This window comes from Nocardia sp. NPDC049149, from assembly GCF_043197455.1.
GTDB lineage: Bacteria > Actinomycetota > Actinomycetes > Mycobacteriales > Mycobacteriaceae > Nocardia.
In genome coordinates, this window is record NZ_JBICTD010000014.1 from 169,678 (window position 1) to 188,512 (window position 18,835).

Genomic DNA, 18,835 nt, shown 5'->3' on the forward strand with positions numbered 1-18,835 from the left:
CGGCGAGCAAACCCATTGTTGTCTCCTTAGATCTCGTTACCGAAGAAAGGTTCTCCTTTCTTCGAGAGGGAGCTTACCGACATTGTTATTTCCTCTTGGTTACACATTGTCACAAGAGAGTTTCCGGATAAAAATAACGACCGGTATGTTGATGAATGTAGCATTCGGCCAAGTCTGTTTGTGTGGTGTGCCGAATTTGAGAGTTCCTGACACAGGCGGGATTTGGCGAGTTATTCTGGAGAGTTGGGGTTGTGGCAATTGCAGGGTCGGGTAGCCTGCCGGGCGCGATCTGTGCCGATATGATCGGCGAAACTATTTGAACGGAATTCGGGCCGTTGTCGAGTTCGTATTGTTAATCGCAGCGCGCCGGTTCGAATAACGAGAATTTCGGATCCGGTGATATCGATTTTTCGCAATGTGCCCGACCCGCAGGCCACCTGCCGATAGAGTTTCGGGGTGATCGAAAAGCAATCGAGCGTGGTGGACGAACGTTTCTCCGCCAGGGTCGGGGGGACCTTCCGGTCGTTCGATCCGGCCACCGGCGCGGTGATCGGCACCTACCCGGTGCACACCGCGGTCGAGGTCAACGAGGTCGTGCAGCGCTCGCGCGAGGCGCAGCCGTCGTGGGCGGAGATCGGCTTCGGTGAGCGCAAGCGGATACTGAAGTCCTGGCGAACGGCGTTGATCAAGCAGCGCGGCGAAGTGGCGGACCTGCTGCACGCGGAGAACGGTAAATCGCTGGAGGACGCGACAATCGAAGTGATTGTGGCCGCCCAACATATCGACTGGGCAGCCAAGCATGCGCGAAAAGTGCTGGGGCCGCGGCGAACCGCGTCCGGATTGTTCATGGTGAATCAGCGGGCCACGGTGGAGTACCAGCCGCTCGGGGTTGTCGGCGTCCTCGGTCCGTGGGACTTCCCGCTCTTCGGTCCGGTCGGCACCGCCGCCTACGCCCTGGCAGGCGGCAACACCGTGGTGTTGAAGCACAGCGAGTACACCCCGCAGATCGGCGAGTGGCTCGCCGACAGCTTCCGCCGGGTCGCGGGCGACGACCGGCTGTTGCACACCGTCACCGGCGCCGACGCGACCGGCGATGCGCTGTGTCGCTCCGGCGTCGACAAGATCAGCTTCACCGGCTCGCTGCCCACCGCGCGGAAGGTGATGGCGGCCTGCGCCGAGACGCTGACGCCGATGCTGATCGACGCGGGCGCCACCGACGTGATGCTCGTCGACGAGGATGCCGACGTGGCGGCCGCCGCCGACGCCGCGGTGTGGGGTGCGATGAGCAATGCGGGACAAGTCTGCATCTCGGTCGAGCGCGCGTATGTGCACGAGCGGGTCTACGCCGCCTTCATCAGCAAGGTGGTCGAACTGGTTGGCACCGTGAAAGCCGGTGTGGGACAACAGATCGGCCCCATCACGATGCCGGAGCAGGTGGCGGTCGTCCGGCGCCACCTCGCCGACGCGCACGAGCGCGGCGGCCGCACGCTCACCGGTGGCCTCGACGGCATCGGCGACCGGTATATCCAACCGACCGTGCTGGTGGACGTGCCCGAAGACGCGCTGGTCATCCGGGAAGAGACCTTCGGGCCGGTGCTCGTCGTCGCCGCCGTCGCCGACATGGACGAGGCGCTCGCCAAGACGAACGCCACTGGATTCGGCCTCGGCGGCGCGGTCTTCGCCCGCTCCCGTGCCGTGGAATTGGCGCGTCGCATGCGCTCCGGCATGACCTCGATCAACTCGGTGGTCGCCTACGCCGGGGTGCCCGCGCTCCCGTACGGCGGTGTCGGCCGTTCCGGCTTCGGCCGGATCCACGGGCCGGACGGTCTGCGCGAATGGACCGCCGCGAAAGCGATTACCAGGCAGCGGTTTCGGAGTCCGGTGCGGACGACCACGTTCACGCGCCGTCCGGCCGACAATCGGATGCTCGCCGCCCTTGCCCGAATCCTGTACGGGCGCGGCTGATCACCCGCCGATGACCCGCAGCTCCCGGCCGACCCGTTCGAACACCGCCAACGCCCGATCGAGTTGGTCGATCTCGTGCACCGCCGTGACGGTGGTCCGGATCAGCGCGCGCTCGGCAGGCACCGCGGGCGCGATCAGACAGTTGGCGTAAACGCCTTCGTCGACCAGGCGTTTGGCGAACCGGAGGCACAGCACTTCGTCACCGAGGAACACCGGAACGATGGTGGTGCCCGCGGTGCCGGTGTCGAAGCCCAACTCCGACAGGCCATTACGCCAGTACCAGGACAGCCCGCGCAGTGTCATGACCCGATCGGGTTCCGCTTCGAGGATCTCTAGTGCCGCCGTTGCCGCGGCAATGGCGGGCGGCGAAATCGCCGCCGAAAACAGTTGGGATCGACCGTAATACCGCACCCAATCGAGCAGGTCGTGCGGGCCCGCCAGCCAGCCGCCGACCGAGGCCAAACTCTTGGAGAAGGTGCCGCTGAGCAGATCGGCCGCGCCGACCATGCTCAGTTCCTCCTCGACGCCGCGTCCGGTCGCGCCGATCGTGCCGAGACCGTGCGCGTCGTCCACCGCCAACGGCACCTGGTGCCGATCGCACACCGCGCGGATCTCGGCCAGCCTGGCGATATCGCCGGACATCGAATACACGCCGTCCACCATGACCATGGCGGGCAGCCCTGCCGCCTCGTTGCGGAGCCTGCGGTCGAGATCGGCACTGTCGTTGTGCCGGAACTGGATCAGCCGGCAGCCGCCGATCGCCGCACCGTCGTAGATCGAGGCGTGGCATTCCTCGTCGACGAGCAGCGCAGTGCCCGGACCCATAAAGGCCGACAACAGGCCGAGATTCGCCTGATATCCCGTGGCGAACAACAGCGCGTCCGGTCGATCGACGAAGCGTGCCAGCATGCGCTCCAGCTCGCCGTGCGCGGGGGTGGACCCGTTCATCAGCCGGGATCCGGTGACGCTCGGTCCGTCCCGCAGCGCCGCCGCCGCGGTCGCTTCACGGACCCTGCGGTCCGCGGTGAGCCCCAAATAGTTGTTGGAGCCCAACATGATCAGCTCCCTGCCCTCGTATTGACAGGTGGCGCCGTCGGATTCGCTCAGATCCGGATAGAACGGCAGCAGATCGGCCGCGCGCAACCGGGTGGCCAGATCGAAGTCCCTGGCCTTCGCCAGCACTCCGCCGCTGGTGCGGAGCGCAAGCGCCTGCCGATTGCGCAGGGACACCCCGAGATCCGCGTCGGCGGGCGGCGTCGGCGCCGCAGTGGTCGGCCAACGGTCGCGCAGGTCCGCCAGATGCCGCAAGCTGTCGAGGACCCGCGCCCGGTCGACGCCGAAGTCCACCAGACAGGCGATCTCGTCGACACCGGCCGACACCAGCTCGTCGATCAGCCGCACGGCATGGTCGGGGGTGCCGAGCAGCGCACTCGTGTGGAAGTAGCGCGCGAAGGCGTAGTCGAGGACCTGACCCTGTTCGGCCTCGCTCAAGTTGTTCAGCGGCTCCGCGCCGCGGCGCCACAGATCGACCGAGTCGCGCAGATACTCCTTGAACGGCTGTTCGACCACTTGCCTGGCGTAGTCTTCGTCGGGATCGAGGAAGGTGTGCAGCATCAGCGTGACGTGCCCGCCGTGCGGATCGTGGCCGTGCGCCGCCCTGGCTTTGCGGTACGCGGCGATCTTCGTGCGCAGCTCGTCGACATCCTGGAACAGCAACGCGGTCAAGACATTCGCGCCGAGCTCGCCGGCCTGTTCGAACCGGCCGATCCCGCCGCTACAGGTGAGCCACATCGGCAATTCGGGTTGGACCGGTGGTGGGAAGGTACGCACCTCGATCTGCTCGCCCTTGCCGTTCGGCCGGGTGATCGCCTCGCCGCGCCACAGTCGCCGCACCTGGTCGGCGCCTGCGAGCATGACCTGCTCGCGGTCGGCGTAGTCGTCGGTGGCGAGCACGAAGTCGTCCGGATTCCATCCGGTCGCGAACGCGATGTCGACCCGGCCGCCGGAGAGGTTGTCGACGACGGACCACTCCTCGGCGACGCGCACCGGATCGTGCAGCGGCAGCACGACGCTGCCTGCGCGGATCCGGATCCGCTCGGTCGTGCGCGCCAGCACGCCGCCGAGCACGGCCGGGTTCGGGAACAGCCCGCCGAAGCGGTGAAAGTGCCGCTCCGGCAGCCAGACCGCGCGGAAGTCGTTGACATCGGCGAATTCGGCGCAGTCGAGGAACAGGCCGTACCGATCCTGGTTGTCGGGCTCCGCATCGCTGGCGAAGAAGAACAGGCTGAACTCGACTGGGGCACTGCGGGTTTCCGGCACCGGCACCGGCGCCGGCACCGGCGCCGGCACCAGCGGCAGCGGTTCGGTGAGGTCCGGCGGGTCGATCTGCTGATCCGCGGCGGCGGCACGTGCCTCGATGTCGGCCGCAAGCCGGTTGATCGTCAGCCCCTCGAAGAGCCGCTCCGGCGCGATCGGATAGCCGAACTTGCGCTCGACGTAGGTACCGAACTCGCTGGCTTTGATCGAGTTCAAACCCATTGCTGTCAAAGGCCGCTCGGCATTCACTGCCCAGGGGGCCACACCGGTCAGCTGTGCCAGCCAGCCGGTCAGCTGCTCGGCCACGCTCTCGACGAGAAACTCGTCCTTGGCCTTCAGCCGCTGCACCTTGCCGCTGGTCGTCCTGGGTAGCTGGCCGGGGGCGAGGAAGACGACACGGTGGATATCGAGCCCATGATCGCGCGAGATCGCCTGCCTGATCGAGGTTTCCAGTTCCGCCAAGGATTGGTCGAGCTTGCCCTCGTCGACCTCGAGCAGCACCGCGAGCGCTTCCGTCCCCGCGACGTCGACACTGACGGCCGCGCACCGGCCCCGACGCAGCGCGGGATGCTGTGTCTCGATGGTCCATTCGACGTCCTGCGGCGCGATATTGCGGCCTCGGACAATGATCAGCTCTTTCACCCGGCCGGTCACGTACAGCTCGCCGTCGCGCAGGAAACCGAGATCACCGGTGCGCAGGTAGGTGGCCGGATCGCCGGGCAGCTGGGCGTGGAAGGCCGCCTCGGTCTCCGCCTGCCGACCCCAATACCCCTCGGCGACGCTCGGTCCGGTCAACCAGATCTCGCCGATCTCACCGGACGCCACCCGGTGTCGGCCGTCGAGGTCCGCGATGACGGCGCCACCGCCCGCGACCACGCCACAGCTGACGATGTCGCGGCCCGATACCTGGGTCGAACGCACACCGGCGCCGCGGTCCGTCACGCTGACGAACAAGGTCGACTCGGCGAGACCGTATCCGGGAAGCAGGCTTTCGCGGCGGAACCCGGCGGGCGCGAAATGGTCCGCAAAGCGTTGCAGCGCACGCTGATTGATTGGTTCGGCGGCCACGAACGCAACATCCCAGCTGCTCAGATCCAGCTCGGCCACGGCGTCGGGAGACACCCGTTTGACGCTGTAGTCGTAGCAGACGTTGGGCCCGCCGCTGGTCGTCCCGCCGTGGTCGGACAGAGCGCGCAGCCAGGTGAGCGGGTCGCGCACGAAGGCCTCCGGCGACATCAGCACCACCGGAAAACCCGCATACAGCGGCTGCAACAGCCCGCCGATGAGCCCCATGTCGTGGTGCGCGGGCAGCCAGATCACGCCTTTGCTGTCCGGCGTATGCCCGAAGGTGCGCTCGATGACGCCGAGATTGTGCATCAGATTCGCATGGGTCACCATCACCCCGCGCGGCGTCCTCGTCGAACCGGAGGTGTACTGCAGGAAGGCGATATCTCCCGGATCGGCCGTAATCGGTTGCACCAGAGCGTGTCCGGTCGGCTCATCGTTGGTGACCCACACCAGCCCGGGCAAAGGCGGGTAGTCCAGGCTCGCCGCCCGCAGCGCCTCGACCGTTGCCCGCGGCGCCATGATGGACGTCGCCGCACAGTCGGCCGCCATCGTCGCGAGCGCGGCCAGGTCCGAGAATGCCGCTCCTGGTTGGTGATTCGCCACCGGAACCGGGATCCGGCCGGCGAGCAGGCAGGCGAAGAACGACGCGAGGAAGTGCGGCCCGAACACCGAGACGACGAGCACTCGGTCGCCGGGCGCTCCGATGTCGCGCACCTTCGTTGCGAGGTCGACCGCAGCCGCGTACACCTCGTGGTAGGTGAGCGTGTCCGCGCCGCCACCTTCCGATAGATAGGTGAAGGCGGGTCTGTCGGGCGTCTGCGCGGCCCGCTCGCTCAGCACAGTCAGCAGCGTCGAAGGACGGCGCAAGGGCACAGCACTCCCCATGAGGCGATCGTTGGCGCACGCCGGGAGCGGAGAGCGCACGATCGACGTATTCGATTCATCGGCTCTTCGGACCAGTCAACTAGGTGGCCCGGCGGCCGGGCAAGCCCTCAGAACAACGGGCACGCCTTGCCGAAGTCCTGGCGCGTGCCGCGGTCGGTACCCTCGTCGAGAAGTTCGACCGTCAGTGGACAAGGAGTGGTCAGTGCCCATCGCACGTAGCAACGGACTGAAGATCGCCTATGAGGTCTTCGGAGATGGACCGCCACTGGTGTTGCATCCCGGCATGTTTCAGATCGGTGCGCATTGGACGGAGGCAGGCTATACCTCGGTCTTGGCGACGACGCACACGGTGATCCTGGTCGATCCGCTCGGCCTCGGCGCCAGTGCCGCACCGCAGGACAAAGCGGCGTACGCGCTGTCCAAGCGGGCCGACTCCGTCACCGCGGTGCTCGACGAGGTCGGCGTCGACAAGGCGGCGTACTGGGGATACTCGCTCGGCGCGCTGACCGGCTTCGCCGTCGCGGTGCACGCGCCCGAACGCCTCACCAGGCTGGTTGCCGGCGCGTTCGACCCCATCGCCGGGTTCGATTCGGCGCTGCACCTGATGCGCGGCGAACTCGGGCTGCCTGCCGACGCCGACATGTACCCGCTGATCGAACAGGGCTCCGCGGGCGACCCGACGCTGGCTGCGGTGATCGCGGCCGCGCACCCGGCGGCGCTGCGCGCGAACTACGCGGCGTTCTCCACCGAGCCTGGCCTACATGCCCAGTTGGCCGAGGTCGACGTGCCGATGCTGATGTACGCGGGTTCGGACGATATCTGGCACGACGCCATGCACACCTTCGCCGAGCGGACCGGCACGCCGTTCACCTCGGTACCTGGGCTCGGTCACGTCGCCGCATGGAGTGATTCCGCCGCGGTGCTGCCCGTCGTGCTGCCGTTCTTGGCCGCCGATCGGGCCGCCTGATCGAGATATTCGAACGTCGTGGATGTGGTGCGCGCGACAAACTTTCTGTCGCGTTGTACCATTCCATCGTCAATTCATGACAAATGCGCCGACGGGGCCGCCGTAGTGCCGGTCGAGAATTCTCCCGCACTGATCGGTCGCGACTCATTCGGTTTTACGTAATGGGGGGTTTACGGCGCATTTGTTTCCGGCCCAGAAAATCGGTAGAAGATTCGCCAACGCCATTTGCTGTGCACGTTCGCTGTCAGACCGAGAGGCAATGCGGTGCCCCGAAGCGGTTCGAGTTTTCCTAGGCGACGATTCATCGGGGGCGCGCTCGGCGCGGCCGCGGTGACCACCGGTTTACAAGCCTTGCCGTCCGGCATGGCCGAAGCGCTCGCCGCGCCTGGCAAGCGCGGCACATTGAACGATGTCGAGCACGTGGTGATCCTGATGCAGGAGAACCGGTCCTTCGACCACTATTTCGGCACGATGCGCGGGGTGCGCGGGCTCGCCGACGCGAGCGCGCTGGTCAAGCCCGACGGCCGAAACCTCTACTACCAGCCGGATTCCGGTCGCTCCGACGGCGGCTATCTGCTGCCCTTCCACATCGACACCAAGGTGGTCGACGGCCAGGACACCGGCGATCTGCCGCACGGCTGGGACGATCAGCACCGCGCGGTCCGTGACGGCTGGAGCGATGGCTGGATCGCGGCGAAAGGCGAGATGGCCATGGGTTATTTCACCCAGGCCGACATCCCGTTCCATCGCGCGATGGCCGACGCGTTCACCGTCTGCGACCACTACTACTGTTCGGTGCTCGGGCCGACCACACCGAACCGGCTCTACCACTGGACCGGAACCATCGACGCCGCAGGGCAATTCGGCGGACCGGCAACCGGTAACCCGGCGAACTACAAGCCGGTCTACCGCTGGACCACCTACCCGGAGCGCCTGCTGGCCAAGGGGATCAGCTGGAAGGTGTATGCCAACGACGAGATCGGCGACGACTCGGGCCGCCACCCCTTCGTCGGCGACTACGGTGACAATCCGCTGTGGCTGTTCGACGCCTACCACGACCCGAAGAACACCGAACTGGCCTCGCGGGCAAAGGTATTCGGCGAGAACAACTGGAAGCCGGATTCCGGCCGCGGCAAGGACGTCGGTCACGTGCTCACCGATTTCGTCGCCGACTGTGCCGCTGGACGGCTGCCGCAGGTTTCCTGGGTCGTTGCGCCCTATGGCTACTCCGAGCATCCGGCGGCCCGTCCCTGCGACGGCGCGGCCTACACCCAGGCGGTGCTGAAGGCGTTGTGGGGCAATCAGAAACTGTGGGATTCGACCGCCGTGCTGATCAACTTCGACGAGAACGACGGATTCTTCGATCACGTGCCGCCGCCGATGGCGCCGCAGGGCACCCCCGGCGAGTACGTCAACGGCCAGCCCATCGGCCTCGGCCCGCGGGTGCCGATGCTGGTGATCTCGCCGTGGAGTCGCGGCGGCTGGGTGAATTCGCAGGTGTACGACCACACCTCGGTGATCCGTTTCCTGGAGAAGTGGACCGGCGTCGCCGAGCCCAATATCTCGGCGTGGCGCCGGTCGATCTGCGGCGACCTCACCGGGTGCTTCGACTTCGCCAAGCCGGACACCACCATCCCGATGCTGCCCGACGCCAATGCGCTGCGGGCGCAAGCCGATAAGACCCAGAGCTCACTGCCGAAGCCCGCACCACCCGCAACGGGCAGCCAGCAGCCGCCGACCCAGGAACCGGGCACCAGGCCGGCCAGGCCGCTGCCCTACGCCCCGACGGTGACCGGAATCCTCGCCGCCGGCGGAGCTCTCACCACGACGTTCCGCAACACCGGCACGGCCGACCTCCAGCTGGCCGCCTATCGCGCCGACGGCCGCACCGACGGGCCGTGGCGCTACGACGTGAAGGCAGGCGACGCGGTCAGCGACACCTGGAACATCAAGTTCTATCCAGGCACGAAATACGCCATCGCGGTGCACGGCCCGAATCGGTTCCTCTGGCGGCTGGCAGGCACCGCGAGCTCACCGCTGGAGGTGACCGCGGGCTACACGCCGGACAACAAGCTGCAACTGTCGATGACGAACAAGGGCACCAAGCAGGCCACCGTCACGGTGAAGGCCAACAGCTACCGCAAAGACGGTCCGTGGACCTACAAGATCGCGGCGGGCAAGACGACCACCGACACCTGGAACGCGCTCGGCAATGGCAAGGGCTGGTACGACCTTTCGCTGACCGTCGACGTGGACCCGGCCTACGAGCGCCACTTCCGCGGGCACATCGAGAACGGCCAGGCCAGCGTCACCGGCTGAGCGGGTCAGGCCTCGACGCGTTCGTGGACAAGCGATTCGGGCGTCCGCGGTGCCGCGCGGTCCGGTCCGAACCAGGTCGCGTAGAACAGCGCCGCCAGCGCGGCAAGCGGGCCGAGGATCGCGATCCCGAACGGAATCGGATGCGCCGCCATCGATTCGGCGAGGTAGCGGGTGCACAGCAGCACCCAGGTGAAGGTGGCGATGCCCATGATCACCACCTGGATCCGGCCGCGATCCCAGCCTCGGCCCGGAGCACGCAGCACGGACTCGATGGTCAGGCACAATGCCGCGCCCGCAACGAGATCCACGCCGTAGTGGGCGCCGAGGCCGAGGGTCGCGATCAGGGTGCACACCAGCCAGAACGCACCGCCCCAACGCAACCAGAGCGGCCCGCGCCGGGAATGAATGAACAGCGCGAGCGCCCACGCGGTGTGCAGCGACGGCATGCAGTTGCGCGGGGTGATGCCGTCGAACGGCATCGAATCCACCGGGAACGGCAGCGCGGGAAGGGTATTCGGCCAGACATCGGCGAGCGCCATGCCGTGTCCCTCCGGCCCGAACGCGAGCACCGGACCGACCACGGGGAACAGCACATACCCGAGCGGGCCGATGAGGCCGATCACCAGGAACGTGCGCACCAGATGATGCTGCGGCCACCGGCCCGCGGTAACCCCGCGCAGCTGCCAGACGGCAACCACGATGGCCGCGACGGGCAGCTCGAAGTACACCCAGCGCACCAGGCCCAACGCCGCGGGTCCCGCCACGTCGAGCGCATGCCCGACGACCCAGGACGGATTGCCGAGCGCCTGATCGGCCAGCTGCGTATAGGGATCGAGGACGAGCGGGCAGGCCCACGCCGTGATGTCCAGCCAGATCTCGCCGACCTTGGTCGCGAGGATCAGCAGCGCGCCGAGTGCGATGGTGCGCAAGGCCGTCTCGCGCTTGGCGCCGGTCCAGCGCACGACCGCGAGCACCGCGAGTGCGGTGAGCACGATGGTCGGACCGTTGCCGACCGTGAACGGCCTGCCCTCCAGCGCCCGGATGACAACGAAGATCAGATCGATGCCGAGTGCTGCGGCCAGCGCGGTCACCCGCGCCCTGGTCGTGATGCCGACCAGCGCGAGCAGGAAGCCTGCCCACGAGGTGGTCGCCGACTTGGGCGACCCGACGTAGTCGCGAAGAAGGCTGGTCAGCGGCCCGAGCGCGTGGATGTGCGCGGACATCAGCTGTCCGGCGACGAGGACGAGCACCGCGGCGGCGATGCCGCCCCAGATGGTCAACGGTCGAAAGTGCCGCTCGCGGCGCGCAACATCCACTCGCTCGGGCGGTGCGGGTGAGCTGTGTTGCGTGTCGTGAGTAAGCATCCGGACATCGTAAACATCGGATGAACATCACCGCGCAGCCTGATTACGGGATGTCGACGCCGAGGCGGGCGGGGGCGGTATCTGCGATGGTCGAAGAATCGCGAACAGCGCGGCCTCAGACAGAGGTCGCGCCGTTCGCGGCTCGGGAGTGTCCGTGCTAGCGCAGACTCCGCTGCAGCTTGTCGAACTCCGTCTTGGTCATCTCCTCCGGCGAACGCTCGGGGAGGTCCCTGGTCTCCGGCGCGAGGGGCCCGACCGCGCCGCCGGTGTACACCAGCGAGCTCCAGTTGTTCTGGGCCTGCAAGGTGCCGTAGCTGTTGTCGTTGTTGATGCTGGAGCGCACCGCGTTGGTGTCGATGCTGCCGTCGCAATCCCAGTCGATCGGTTGCGACGCCGCGTTCTGAGTCCGCCGCCTGGTGCCGTCCGGGCAGAAGTAGGTGGTCTTCCACGGGGCGGCGGTCGGGCCGAGGCCCTGTCGCTCCTGCAGCGAATTCTCGTTCAGCGCAGGCGGATTCACGCGGGAGTAACCGAAGTCGGCGCCGCCTTCGGTCTTGGGAACGCCGCCGAACTGGAAGCTGTAGTTCATTACGCTGAGATAGTTCGGCTTGTAGTTGGTGTGGTCGACGCCGCCGTGCTTCAGGCCGAGATTGTGGCCGAGTTCGTGGATGAACGTGCCGACATTTCCGTCGTCGCCGGGATTCCAGCCGCACTTCGGTCCGAGCGCGACGACGAAGGTATCGGCCGGGATGCCGAGCGAAATGCCGCTGCTGCAACCGTTGTCGTAGGAGTCGGCCCAAATCATGTAGTGGAAGACGGCGGCGCGTTTCGAGTTGAAATTGGTCCGCTTGATGGCGCCGACCTGCGAGTCCACCGGCGACAAATTGTCGTCGTAGGGGACCTGGTTCCCGCCGCCGAGGTTGTAGGCGGCGCCCCTGGCGTTCCCGGCGTCCAGGTGGATGGTGATGCCCGGCTTGTTGTCCGGGTTGGTGACCGGCGCGGTGGCGAAGACATTCACGACACGGTCGAGCGCTGCCGTGGTCGGCAAGCGTCCATTCATGTAGTCCATCTCGACAAAGATGTCCTTGTGGTTCGGATTCGCGCCCAGCTTCGGGAGATCGACGTCAATCTTCCCGTCGCCATCGGCGTCGTATCCGTTCTTCTCCCATGCATCGGGCAATCCGTCACCGTCGGTATCGACGGCGGCGGCGTCCGGTTCGGCGACCGCTGTGGTCGGCACCGAAACGGCGCCGAGACCGCACAGTAGTGCGAAGGAAACAATCATCGTCTTTCGGTAAAGCGACACCCCAGACTCCTTCTGGATCGTTCGTCAGACGACCCGGTAAGTCGGACAATTCGAAGTTTCGATGAGCATTCAGGGTTTGTCCGGTGTCGGCAAGGATGTTCAACTGGATATGAAGTTCCCAGCGTTAATATCGATCTTGATCAAACTCTATTACCCACCCATTATTCCGATGCTCGACACAGCCGCAGTGCGGCAATGCCTGCCCGGCATGTCGGTGATACATGACCCGCCGGATGCCTGCCACCGCATCGTCGTTGCCGCGCGCGGCGGCCCTGCTGTACCAGAATTCGGCGTCGGCCAGCTCACCCTCGGCGAACAGTAGGTGCCCGAGGTGGGTCATCGCGTCGGTGTTCCCGAGGTCGGCGGCTCTGCGGTACCAGATTTCGGCGTCGGTCAGCTCGCCGCGACGGCAGGCGAGGTCGGCGCGGTACAGCAGGGTCCCTGCCTCGACCTGCCTGCTGATCCGTTGGAACCGGCGATCGAGCAGGACGCCCGCGGTCGTCAACGCGACACCGCCGAGCAGGAGCACCAGGCCGAGGAAGCGATCGCGTTCCAGATCCGAGCCTGTCTGCACGACATAGCCGGAAACCACTGCGGCGCCGCCGAATAGCATGGCCATCGCGCCGAGGAACGCCACCGACTTGATCAGCGCAGTTTTGATCACGAACCGCAGCCTCTCCGTGCGCACACTCCCGACTACCGCCTCAGGCGGCGTATTACCACGCTATCCAGGTGACTTTCGAAGAACTACGTTAAGTTCTTAATGACCGCGATATCCGGGCATTTTGTGCACGGACGGCGCATGGCCCGCGCGACACGGGTGGTAGCCGACTGTTTGCGGCTGCGTCGATCGGCAATACTGACTTGCGAAACATCGATCGTCGAAAGTCGTCCACCGTCGGCACGTCAGGAAGGCCGCCATGGCGGATTTCAGAGAAGTGGAAGTCGACTATTTCATTTCGGCGCCGCTCGCCGCGATACGGGAACGGCAAGCGCCGCAACGATCGGCGAAAATGTGGACACCCGCCGGTGCCGGAGTGCGCGGCACCGTCGAGCGAGCGCTCCGGCTCGGCGACCGCATGAGAGCGGATTTCGCGATCGGCGACAACGTCGTCCCGATGCGCTTCACCGTCGTTGCCGAGGAGTGGCCGCGCTATCAGCGCATGCACGACGACACCAAGGACTTCACCCTCACCACCACCGCAACCAAGGTCTGGGGCGGCACGATGATGCACAAAGAGGTCGTCATGGACCTCGATCGCCTCCGGGAATTCGGGCAGGACGACGCGGCGCTGGAACAGTTCATCGCCGGTCAGGCCGATCCCGACAGCTACATCCTCGTCGGCAACGAGACGGCCGAAACCCTGTCGACCGTGCATGCCGACTTCCTCGTCGAACTGGGCGTGACCCTGCTCGACCAGGCCTCGAGCGTCGGACAGGACTGAGCGTGCCGACCGAGCTGCCAAGAGCGGCTTAACACCTGTCCTGGACGGCGTGGCATCGCCGATACTCGACAGCGGTACCCCTTGGCGGCGAGGACGGACGGCACATGACTGCAGTGACGCGGGAAGCCGATGTGGTGGTCGTGGGTGCCGGTCTGGCCGGATTGAGCGCGGCGCGACGACTACGCGACAACGGTGCACGGGTGGTGATCGCCGAGGCGAGGGACCGGGTCGGCGGCCGGACGCTGAATCATCCGATCGGGGACGGACACGTCGTCGAAGTCGGCGGTCAGTGGGTCGGTCCCGGTCAGGATCGGATCCTGGCGGTGATCGAGGAACTCGGCCTCGGGATCTATCCCACCCACAATGCGGGTCGGCACCTCTTCGAGCATCGTGGCCGACTGCACCGGTTTCGTGGCCGGTTCCCGTTGATCCCGGCGCCGGGGCTCGGCGAAGGCTTCGTCGCGCTGAAGCGCCTGGATCGGATGGCGCGCACGGTGCCTGCGGCGGCGCCGTGGCAGGCGGCACGGGCGGGCGAGTGGGATGGCCAAACCGTCGAAACCTGGATGCGGCGTGGGGTTTTCAGCGCCGCGGGCCGTGCGGTGATCACCATCGTGTGTGAAATGGTGTGGGCGGCCGATCCCGCCGAGGTGTCGTTGCTGCATCTGCTCGCCTACATCCATGCCGCGGGCGGCATCGATCGGTTGATCGATACCGACGGCGGTGCGCAGGAGAGCAGGGTGGTCGGCGGCTCGCAGCGGATCGCCGTGGCGATGGCGGCCAGGATGCCGCGGGAAGACCTGCTGCTTGCGACGCCGATCCGACGGATCGCGCAGACCGCGTCCTCGGTGATCGTGCACGGCGACACCGTCGCGGTGCGTGCGCGGCGGGTGATCGTCGCGATGAATCCGGCGTTGTCGGGCAGGCTCACCTATTCGCCGCAGCTGCCCACCGATCGCGATCTGTTGACCCAGCGCACACCGAACGGGTCGGTCATCAAATGCATGGCGGTGTACGAGGCTCCGTTCTGGCGCGACAACGGTCTGTCCGGCCAGGTGATCGCGACCGCGGGCCCGGTGAAAGCGGTGTTCGACAACTCGCCCGCCGAAGGCGGCCCCGGCGTCCTGCTCGCCTTCCTGGAAGCGCGGACCGCCCGCGCATTGGCCAGTGGCACCGAGGCCGACCGCAGAGCCGAGGTGCTCGCTGCCTTCGTCCGGTTCTTCGGCGCGCAGGCGCAGCGACCACGCACATACCTCGAAAAGGATTGGGCCGCAGAGGAATGGAGCCGTGGCTGCTACGGCGCGTTCTTCCCGCCCAACACCTGGACCGCGTACGGCCGTGCGCTGCGCATGCCCGTCGGCCGGGTGCATTGGGCGGGTGCCGAGACCGCGACAGTGTGGATGGGCTATATGGACGGCGCGATCCGCTCGGGCGAGCGCGCCGCGGACGAGATTCTCACGGCGCTGTCCGACGAGCCGCGATAGCGCGACAGTCCGCAGCGAACTCTCGACTCGGCCCTCGGAAATAGGGAACAATCTTGGGCTAGGGCGAAATGTTCCGACCGCAGGTAACTCCGGATAGCCCCCACCTCGGGGCGTGTTTTCGGCGTCTCACGCGGGTCACCTGATCGGCCGTGGCGATAGCCCCGGTGCGCGAGGTGTGACCTCGGCCGGGACCTGTGTGACGCACGCGTCGACGGGTATTCGCCCGGACGGCGCGCTCACCGCGAGCGCGGCAGCACATCAAGTGGAGGACATCATGCTCGGTCTCGGGATCCTCGGATGGATCATCATCGGCGGTATCGCCGGCTGGATCGCCAGCAAGGTCATGAAGACGGATGCCCAGCAGGGCATCCTGCTCAACATCGTGGTCGGGGTGGTCGGCGGCCTCCTCGGTGGTTTCCTACTGAAGCTGCTCGGCGTGAACGTCGAAGGCGGCGGCCTCTGGTTCAGCTTCTTCACCTGTCTCGGCGGCGCGGTCATCCTGCTGTTCCTGGTCCGCTTGGTCACGGGGCGCGTCTCACGCTGAGCTGACCCAATCCGATGACCGCGGCCGGTGTTTCGACACCGGCCGCGGTGGCGTTTCCGGCAAAGGGGTTACTGCGCCGTCGCGCCGACGGCGGCGAGCAGCGCGTCGGCAGACCATGGGCGCCTGCGGGTGCGTTCGGTGTCGTGGACGAGCTTGACCAGCGCGGCATTGACGGGTGCGGTGGTGCCCAAACGGGCTGCCATGGCGACGATCTCGCCATTGAGGTAGTCGACCTCGGTGGGTTTGTCGGCGGCGAGGTCATCGGCCATGGAGGAGCACGCTGTCGGGTCCATCGGTACGAATTGTTGTGCCGCGCGGGCGAAGAGGGAATCGGGTGCGCGCAGGATGCGCGGGACGGCGGCGAGCGGGATGGCGAGCGGGCTAGCGACCGGCTGGCCTGCGATGCGGAGCACCCCTAGCCCCTCGGCTACTGCCGCGGCGTACACCCGCCGGAAATCGCGCTGGGCCAGTTGGTCGCCGAGGGTCAACCCGGACAGCCCGTTCACCGCATTGTTCAAGTGCAGCAACAGTTTTCCCCACTGGAGTGGGAGCATCTCGCGGCGCGTCGCGGTCGGCAGGCCTGCCGCGGTCAGTGCCGCCGCGACGTCCGTCGCCGCGGGCCCGATCGTGAGCCCGCCCTTGCTGGCCTGCCGGAAATGCGTCGGCCCGACCCGCGCCACGGTGAAGCCGACCGTGCCTGCCGCGACGCCGTGACATTCGCGGGCCAGCTGGGCCGCGTTGCGTATTCCGTTCTGCAGGCTGATGACTGACGTATGCCGCGACAGTCCGCGGCCGAGGAGCGCGGCCACGTCTCTGGTCGCCCCGGACTTCACCGTGACGAACACGGCGTCGGCCGTCGCGGCCAACGCCATCTCCTCGGTGAACCAGCAGTCGTCCCGGTCCACCGTCGCGGACCACCCGCGATAGTCGGACACTTCGAGACCGTGCGTCGCGACCGCGTCGGCGATCGGCCGTCGCCCGATGTAGACGACAGTGTGGCCGCAGACCTGGAGCCGGGCGCCGATATAACAACCGACGCTGCCCGCGCCGACGACAGCGAACCGCATGGCTAGGGCGTGCTGTGTTGGGGGACCGGCTGACCATCGTGTGACAGCACGGTTTTCAAGACCCGGAGCGCGTTGTCGCCGAGGATCCCGCGCACCTCGGCGGCGTCGAAGCCGGTGTGCGTCAGCGCCGTGGCGAGCATGGGCAGGTCTCGTGGTCCGCCGAATCCGTCGAGGTAGCCGATGACACCGTTCATATCCGTGCCGACGCAGAGGTGCTCGGCGCCGACCAGTTGTGCCACATGCGCTGCGTGCCTGGCGAAGTCGTCGAGGTCCTGCATCGCGTAGGAACCGATGCGCGACGGTGAAAGGCCGATCACGCCGCCGGTCGCGGCGATCGCCTCGACCTCCGCGTCGCTGATGAACCGCGGAAAGTCTTGCGCGCCGGTCACGCCGGTGTGTGAGCTGACCACCGGTGCGGTGCTGTGCTCGCAGGCCGACATCGTGGTGGCGAAGTCCGCGTGCGCGAGATCGATCAGCATGTCCAGCCGGTTCATCTCCGCGACAACCTCTTTGCCGAGCCGGCTCAGGCCGGCGGACCGGCGGCCGCCGCGGACCGCCCTGGTGCCCCGGCCGCCGAACGCGGACATGCCGATGGTGCCCAGCTTGTTGTCCGAGTAGTGCACCAGGCCGAGCACGCGCACGCCGAGCTCGTGCAACTCGATCAACCGATCCGGCTCGGCGCCAACGACATCCGCGCCCTCGACGCCGAGGATGACCGCAGGCCCGCTGGCGTGCGTAATCGACGCCGCCTCGGTCACCACGGTGACGCCTGCCGCCGCTGCCTCGGCGCGCGCTGCCGACAGCTGATCGACGACCGCCGACCAGGGCGACCGGGCGCGCCATCGGGTGCCGAGCGGATCGCCGACAGCGGTGAGCACGGACAGGTTGACGTGCTCCTCCCGCAGCACCGACAGCGGGGCGGACGGCATCGAGACCGCCTTCTTGCCGAGGGTGCGGAGCCAGCCGGGAATGATGCTCAGGCCGTGCGCGTGCAAGTCGATGATCGGTGCTCGGCCCGATAACGCGGCTACGAGGCTCAATTCGTGCATAGCCGGGCTGCGGATTCGAGTTGCTTGGCGGACCGTATCGGCGCGAAACGGTCGAAGTCGTCCGGGTCGTGGGCGCAGAAGATATCGACTTCGCCGGTGGTGGCGAGTTCGCGAAGGCGTTCGACATTGTGCAGGCGATTGGACCTATTGGATTGCAGCGCATACTGAAACGCTTTCAACCCCAGTGGGCAGCTCGGGTCTGCGGCCAGCTGATTGTGATGGTCATAGGAGTCACCGGCATGCAACAGCCAACGCGGGCCCGTGCTCGCGCCGGTGTCGATCGCGATGCCGGTATGTCCGCGCGTATGACCATCGAGGGGGACCAGCAGGATTTCGGCGGGCAGCCCGGGGAGCTCACGCACCGCACGGAACCCGAACCATTCGGCGCCTTCGGTGCGATGTTCGGCCCATTTGGGCCCGTGCGCCCAGGACGCGCCGCCATAGCGCCGGCGTTCGATGAACGTGAGCGGCATACGGGCAGCGGCGATTTCGTCCGCGTTGACGTGCACGGTCGCGTGCGGGAAGTCGGGCAGGCCGCCGGTGTGATCGATGTCGAGGTGCGTCATCACGATGTGCCCGACGTCGTTTGCGCGGTAGCCGAGCCGCTGGATCTGCCGGATCGCGGTCTCGTCGGGATCGAGGACGGGATGGACGCCCCACACGAAATCGGCGCCGAGGGTCTTGGTCGGCTGCGCGACGTCGCGCAGGCCGATGCCGGTGTCGACCAAGACGAGGTTCGTGTCGGTTTCGATCAACAGGCAATGGCACACGCATTTCCCGCGCCCGAACAGCGATCCAGTCCCGTTCACCAACCGAGGCGAAGGCGGTCGCAGAGTGCCGCAATTGAGGTGATGAATCCGCATCGATACTCCTAGCGTCGGCGCATTACGCGCATGCGGTATTTCGCGGCGAGAGGCAGGCCGCGCGCTCCGGGATATGTATTCGACTTTCGCGAGGCGGTCGAGATGCGTCGCGTAGGGCGGCGGTGCCGCGCTGTCCTCAGCATGCCCGACAAACTTGGCAAAGTCTAGAAGATCTTCCAGACTTGCGGCATAGCTGCAG

13 protein-coding genes are annotated in these 18,835 nt (G+C 66.8%); 6 read left to right on the forward strand and 7 right to left on the reverse strand.

Translation table 11 applies throughout. The annotated features are described in order from the left end of the window. The first annotated feature begins 456 nt into the window (after nucleotides 1-456). Nucleotides 457-1,965, forward strand: a complete 1,509-nt coding sequence (locus tag ACGFNJ_RS39755; protein ID WP_393461018.1) for an aldehyde dehydrogenase family protein — start codon at nucleotides 457-459, stop codon at nucleotides 1,963-1,965. Here ACGFNJ_RS39755 and ACGFNJ_RS39760 read toward each other — a convergent pair whose 3' ends face one another. Further along, the gene (locus ACGFNJ_RS39760; RefSeq protein ID WP_393461021.1) at nucleotides 1,966-6,234 is read right to left on the reverse strand and encodes a MupA/Atu3671 family FMN-dependent luciferase-like monooxygenase; all 4,269 of its coding nucleotides are present in this window, start codon (nucleotides 6,232-6,234) and stop codon (nucleotides 1,966-1,968) included. Between the two features lie 202 nt (nucleotides 6,235-6,436). Here ACGFNJ_RS39760 and ACGFNJ_RS39765 point away from each other — a divergent pair, with 202 nt between their 5' ends. After that, entirely contained in the window at nucleotides 6,437-7,201 is a 765-nt protein-coding gene (locus tag ACGFNJ_RS39765) for an alpha/beta fold hydrolase (protein WP_393461024.1), read from the forward strand. Nucleotides 7,202-7,465: 264 nt separating this feature from the next. Further along, a complete protein-coding gene (locus ACGFNJ_RS39770; protein WP_393461027.1) occupies nucleotides 7,466-9,520 on the forward strand; it encodes a phosphocholine-specific phospholipase C in 2,055 nt (684 codons plus the stop codon). Nucleotides 9,521-9,525: 5 nt separating this feature from the next. Here the strand turns inward: ACGFNJ_RS39770 and ACGFNJ_RS39775 are convergent, their stop codons facing one another. The 3 genes from ACGFNJ_RS39775 to ACGFNJ_RS39785 form a co-directional block, all read right to left on the reverse strand. Beyond that, nucleotides 9,526-10,743 carry a DUF5933 domain-containing protein gene (locus ACGFNJ_RS39775; RefSeq protein ID WP_393461118.1) on the reverse strand — a complete coding sequence of 406 codons (1,218 nt, stop codon included), beginning with the start codon at nucleotides 10,741-10,743 and terminating at the stop codon, nucleotides 9,526-9,528. A gap of 298 nt (nucleotides 10,744-11,041) precedes the next feature. Next, a complete protein-coding gene (locus ACGFNJ_RS39780) occupies nucleotides 11,042-12,187 on the reverse strand; it encodes a hypothetical protein (protein WP_393461030.1) in 1,146 nt (381 codons plus the stop codon). Between the two features lie 124 nt (nucleotides 12,188-12,311). Beyond that, nucleotides 12,312-12,851, reverse strand: a complete 540-nt coding sequence (locus tag ACGFNJ_RS39785) for a hypothetical protein (RefSeq protein ID WP_393461033.1) — start codon at nucleotides 12,849-12,851, stop codon at nucleotides 12,312-12,314. A gap of 256 nt (nucleotides 12,852-13,107) precedes the next feature. Here ACGFNJ_RS39785 and ACGFNJ_RS39790 point away from each other — a divergent pair, with 256 nt between their 5' ends. The 3 genes from ACGFNJ_RS39790 (at nucleotide 13,108) to ACGFNJ_RS39800 (ending at nucleotide 15,657) form a co-directional block, all read left to right on the forward strand. Next, nucleotides 13,108-13,632: a hypothetical protein gene (locus tag ACGFNJ_RS39790; protein ID WP_393461036.1), complete on the forward strand. Its 525-nt coding sequence runs from the start codon at nucleotides 13,108-13,110 to the stop codon at nucleotides 13,630-13,632. Nucleotides 13,633-13,736: 104 nt separating this feature from the next. Beyond that, complete coding sequence (locus ACGFNJ_RS39795; protein WP_393461039.1) at nucleotides 13,737-15,113, forward strand: flavin monoamine oxidase family protein; 1,377 nt, start codon at nucleotides 13,737-13,739, stop codon at nucleotides 15,111-15,113. Nucleotides 15,114-15,387: 274 nt separating this feature from the next. Next, entirely contained in the window at nucleotides 15,388-15,657 is a 270-nt protein-coding gene (locus ACGFNJ_RS39800) for a GlsB/YeaQ/YmgE family stress response membrane protein (protein WP_393461120.1), read from the forward strand. 68 nt (nucleotides 15,658-15,725) lie between these two features. On the opposite strand, the gene ACGFNJ_RS39805 is transcribed toward ACGFNJ_RS39800, so the two are convergent. From ACGFNJ_RS39805 to ACGFNJ_RS39815, 3 genes are read right to left on the reverse strand one after another with little or no spacing between them, the layout of a single operon-like run. Beyond that, a complete protein-coding gene (locus tag ACGFNJ_RS39805) occupies nucleotides 15,726-16,724 on the reverse strand; it encodes a 2-dehydropantoate 2-reductase (RefSeq protein ID WP_393461041.1) in 999 nt (332 codons plus the stop codon). 2 nt (nucleotides 16,725-16,726) lie between these two features. After that, nucleotides 16,727-17,773, reverse strand: coding sequence for a dipeptidase (locus tag ACGFNJ_RS39810; protein WP_393461043.1), 1,047 nt, complete (start codon nucleotides 17,771-17,773; stop codon nucleotides 16,727-16,729). Beyond that, nucleotides 17,761-18,528 (reverse strand): MBL fold metallo-hydrolase, encoded by a 768-nt coding sequence (locus tag ACGFNJ_RS39815; protein WP_393461045.1) that lies wholly within the window; start codon nucleotides 18,526-18,528, stop codon nucleotides 17,761-17,763. Before ACGFNJ_RS39815 ends, ACGFNJ_RS39810 begins: the two co-directional genes overlap by 13 nt. Between the last annotated feature and the right edge of the window lie 307 nt (nucleotides 18,529-18,835).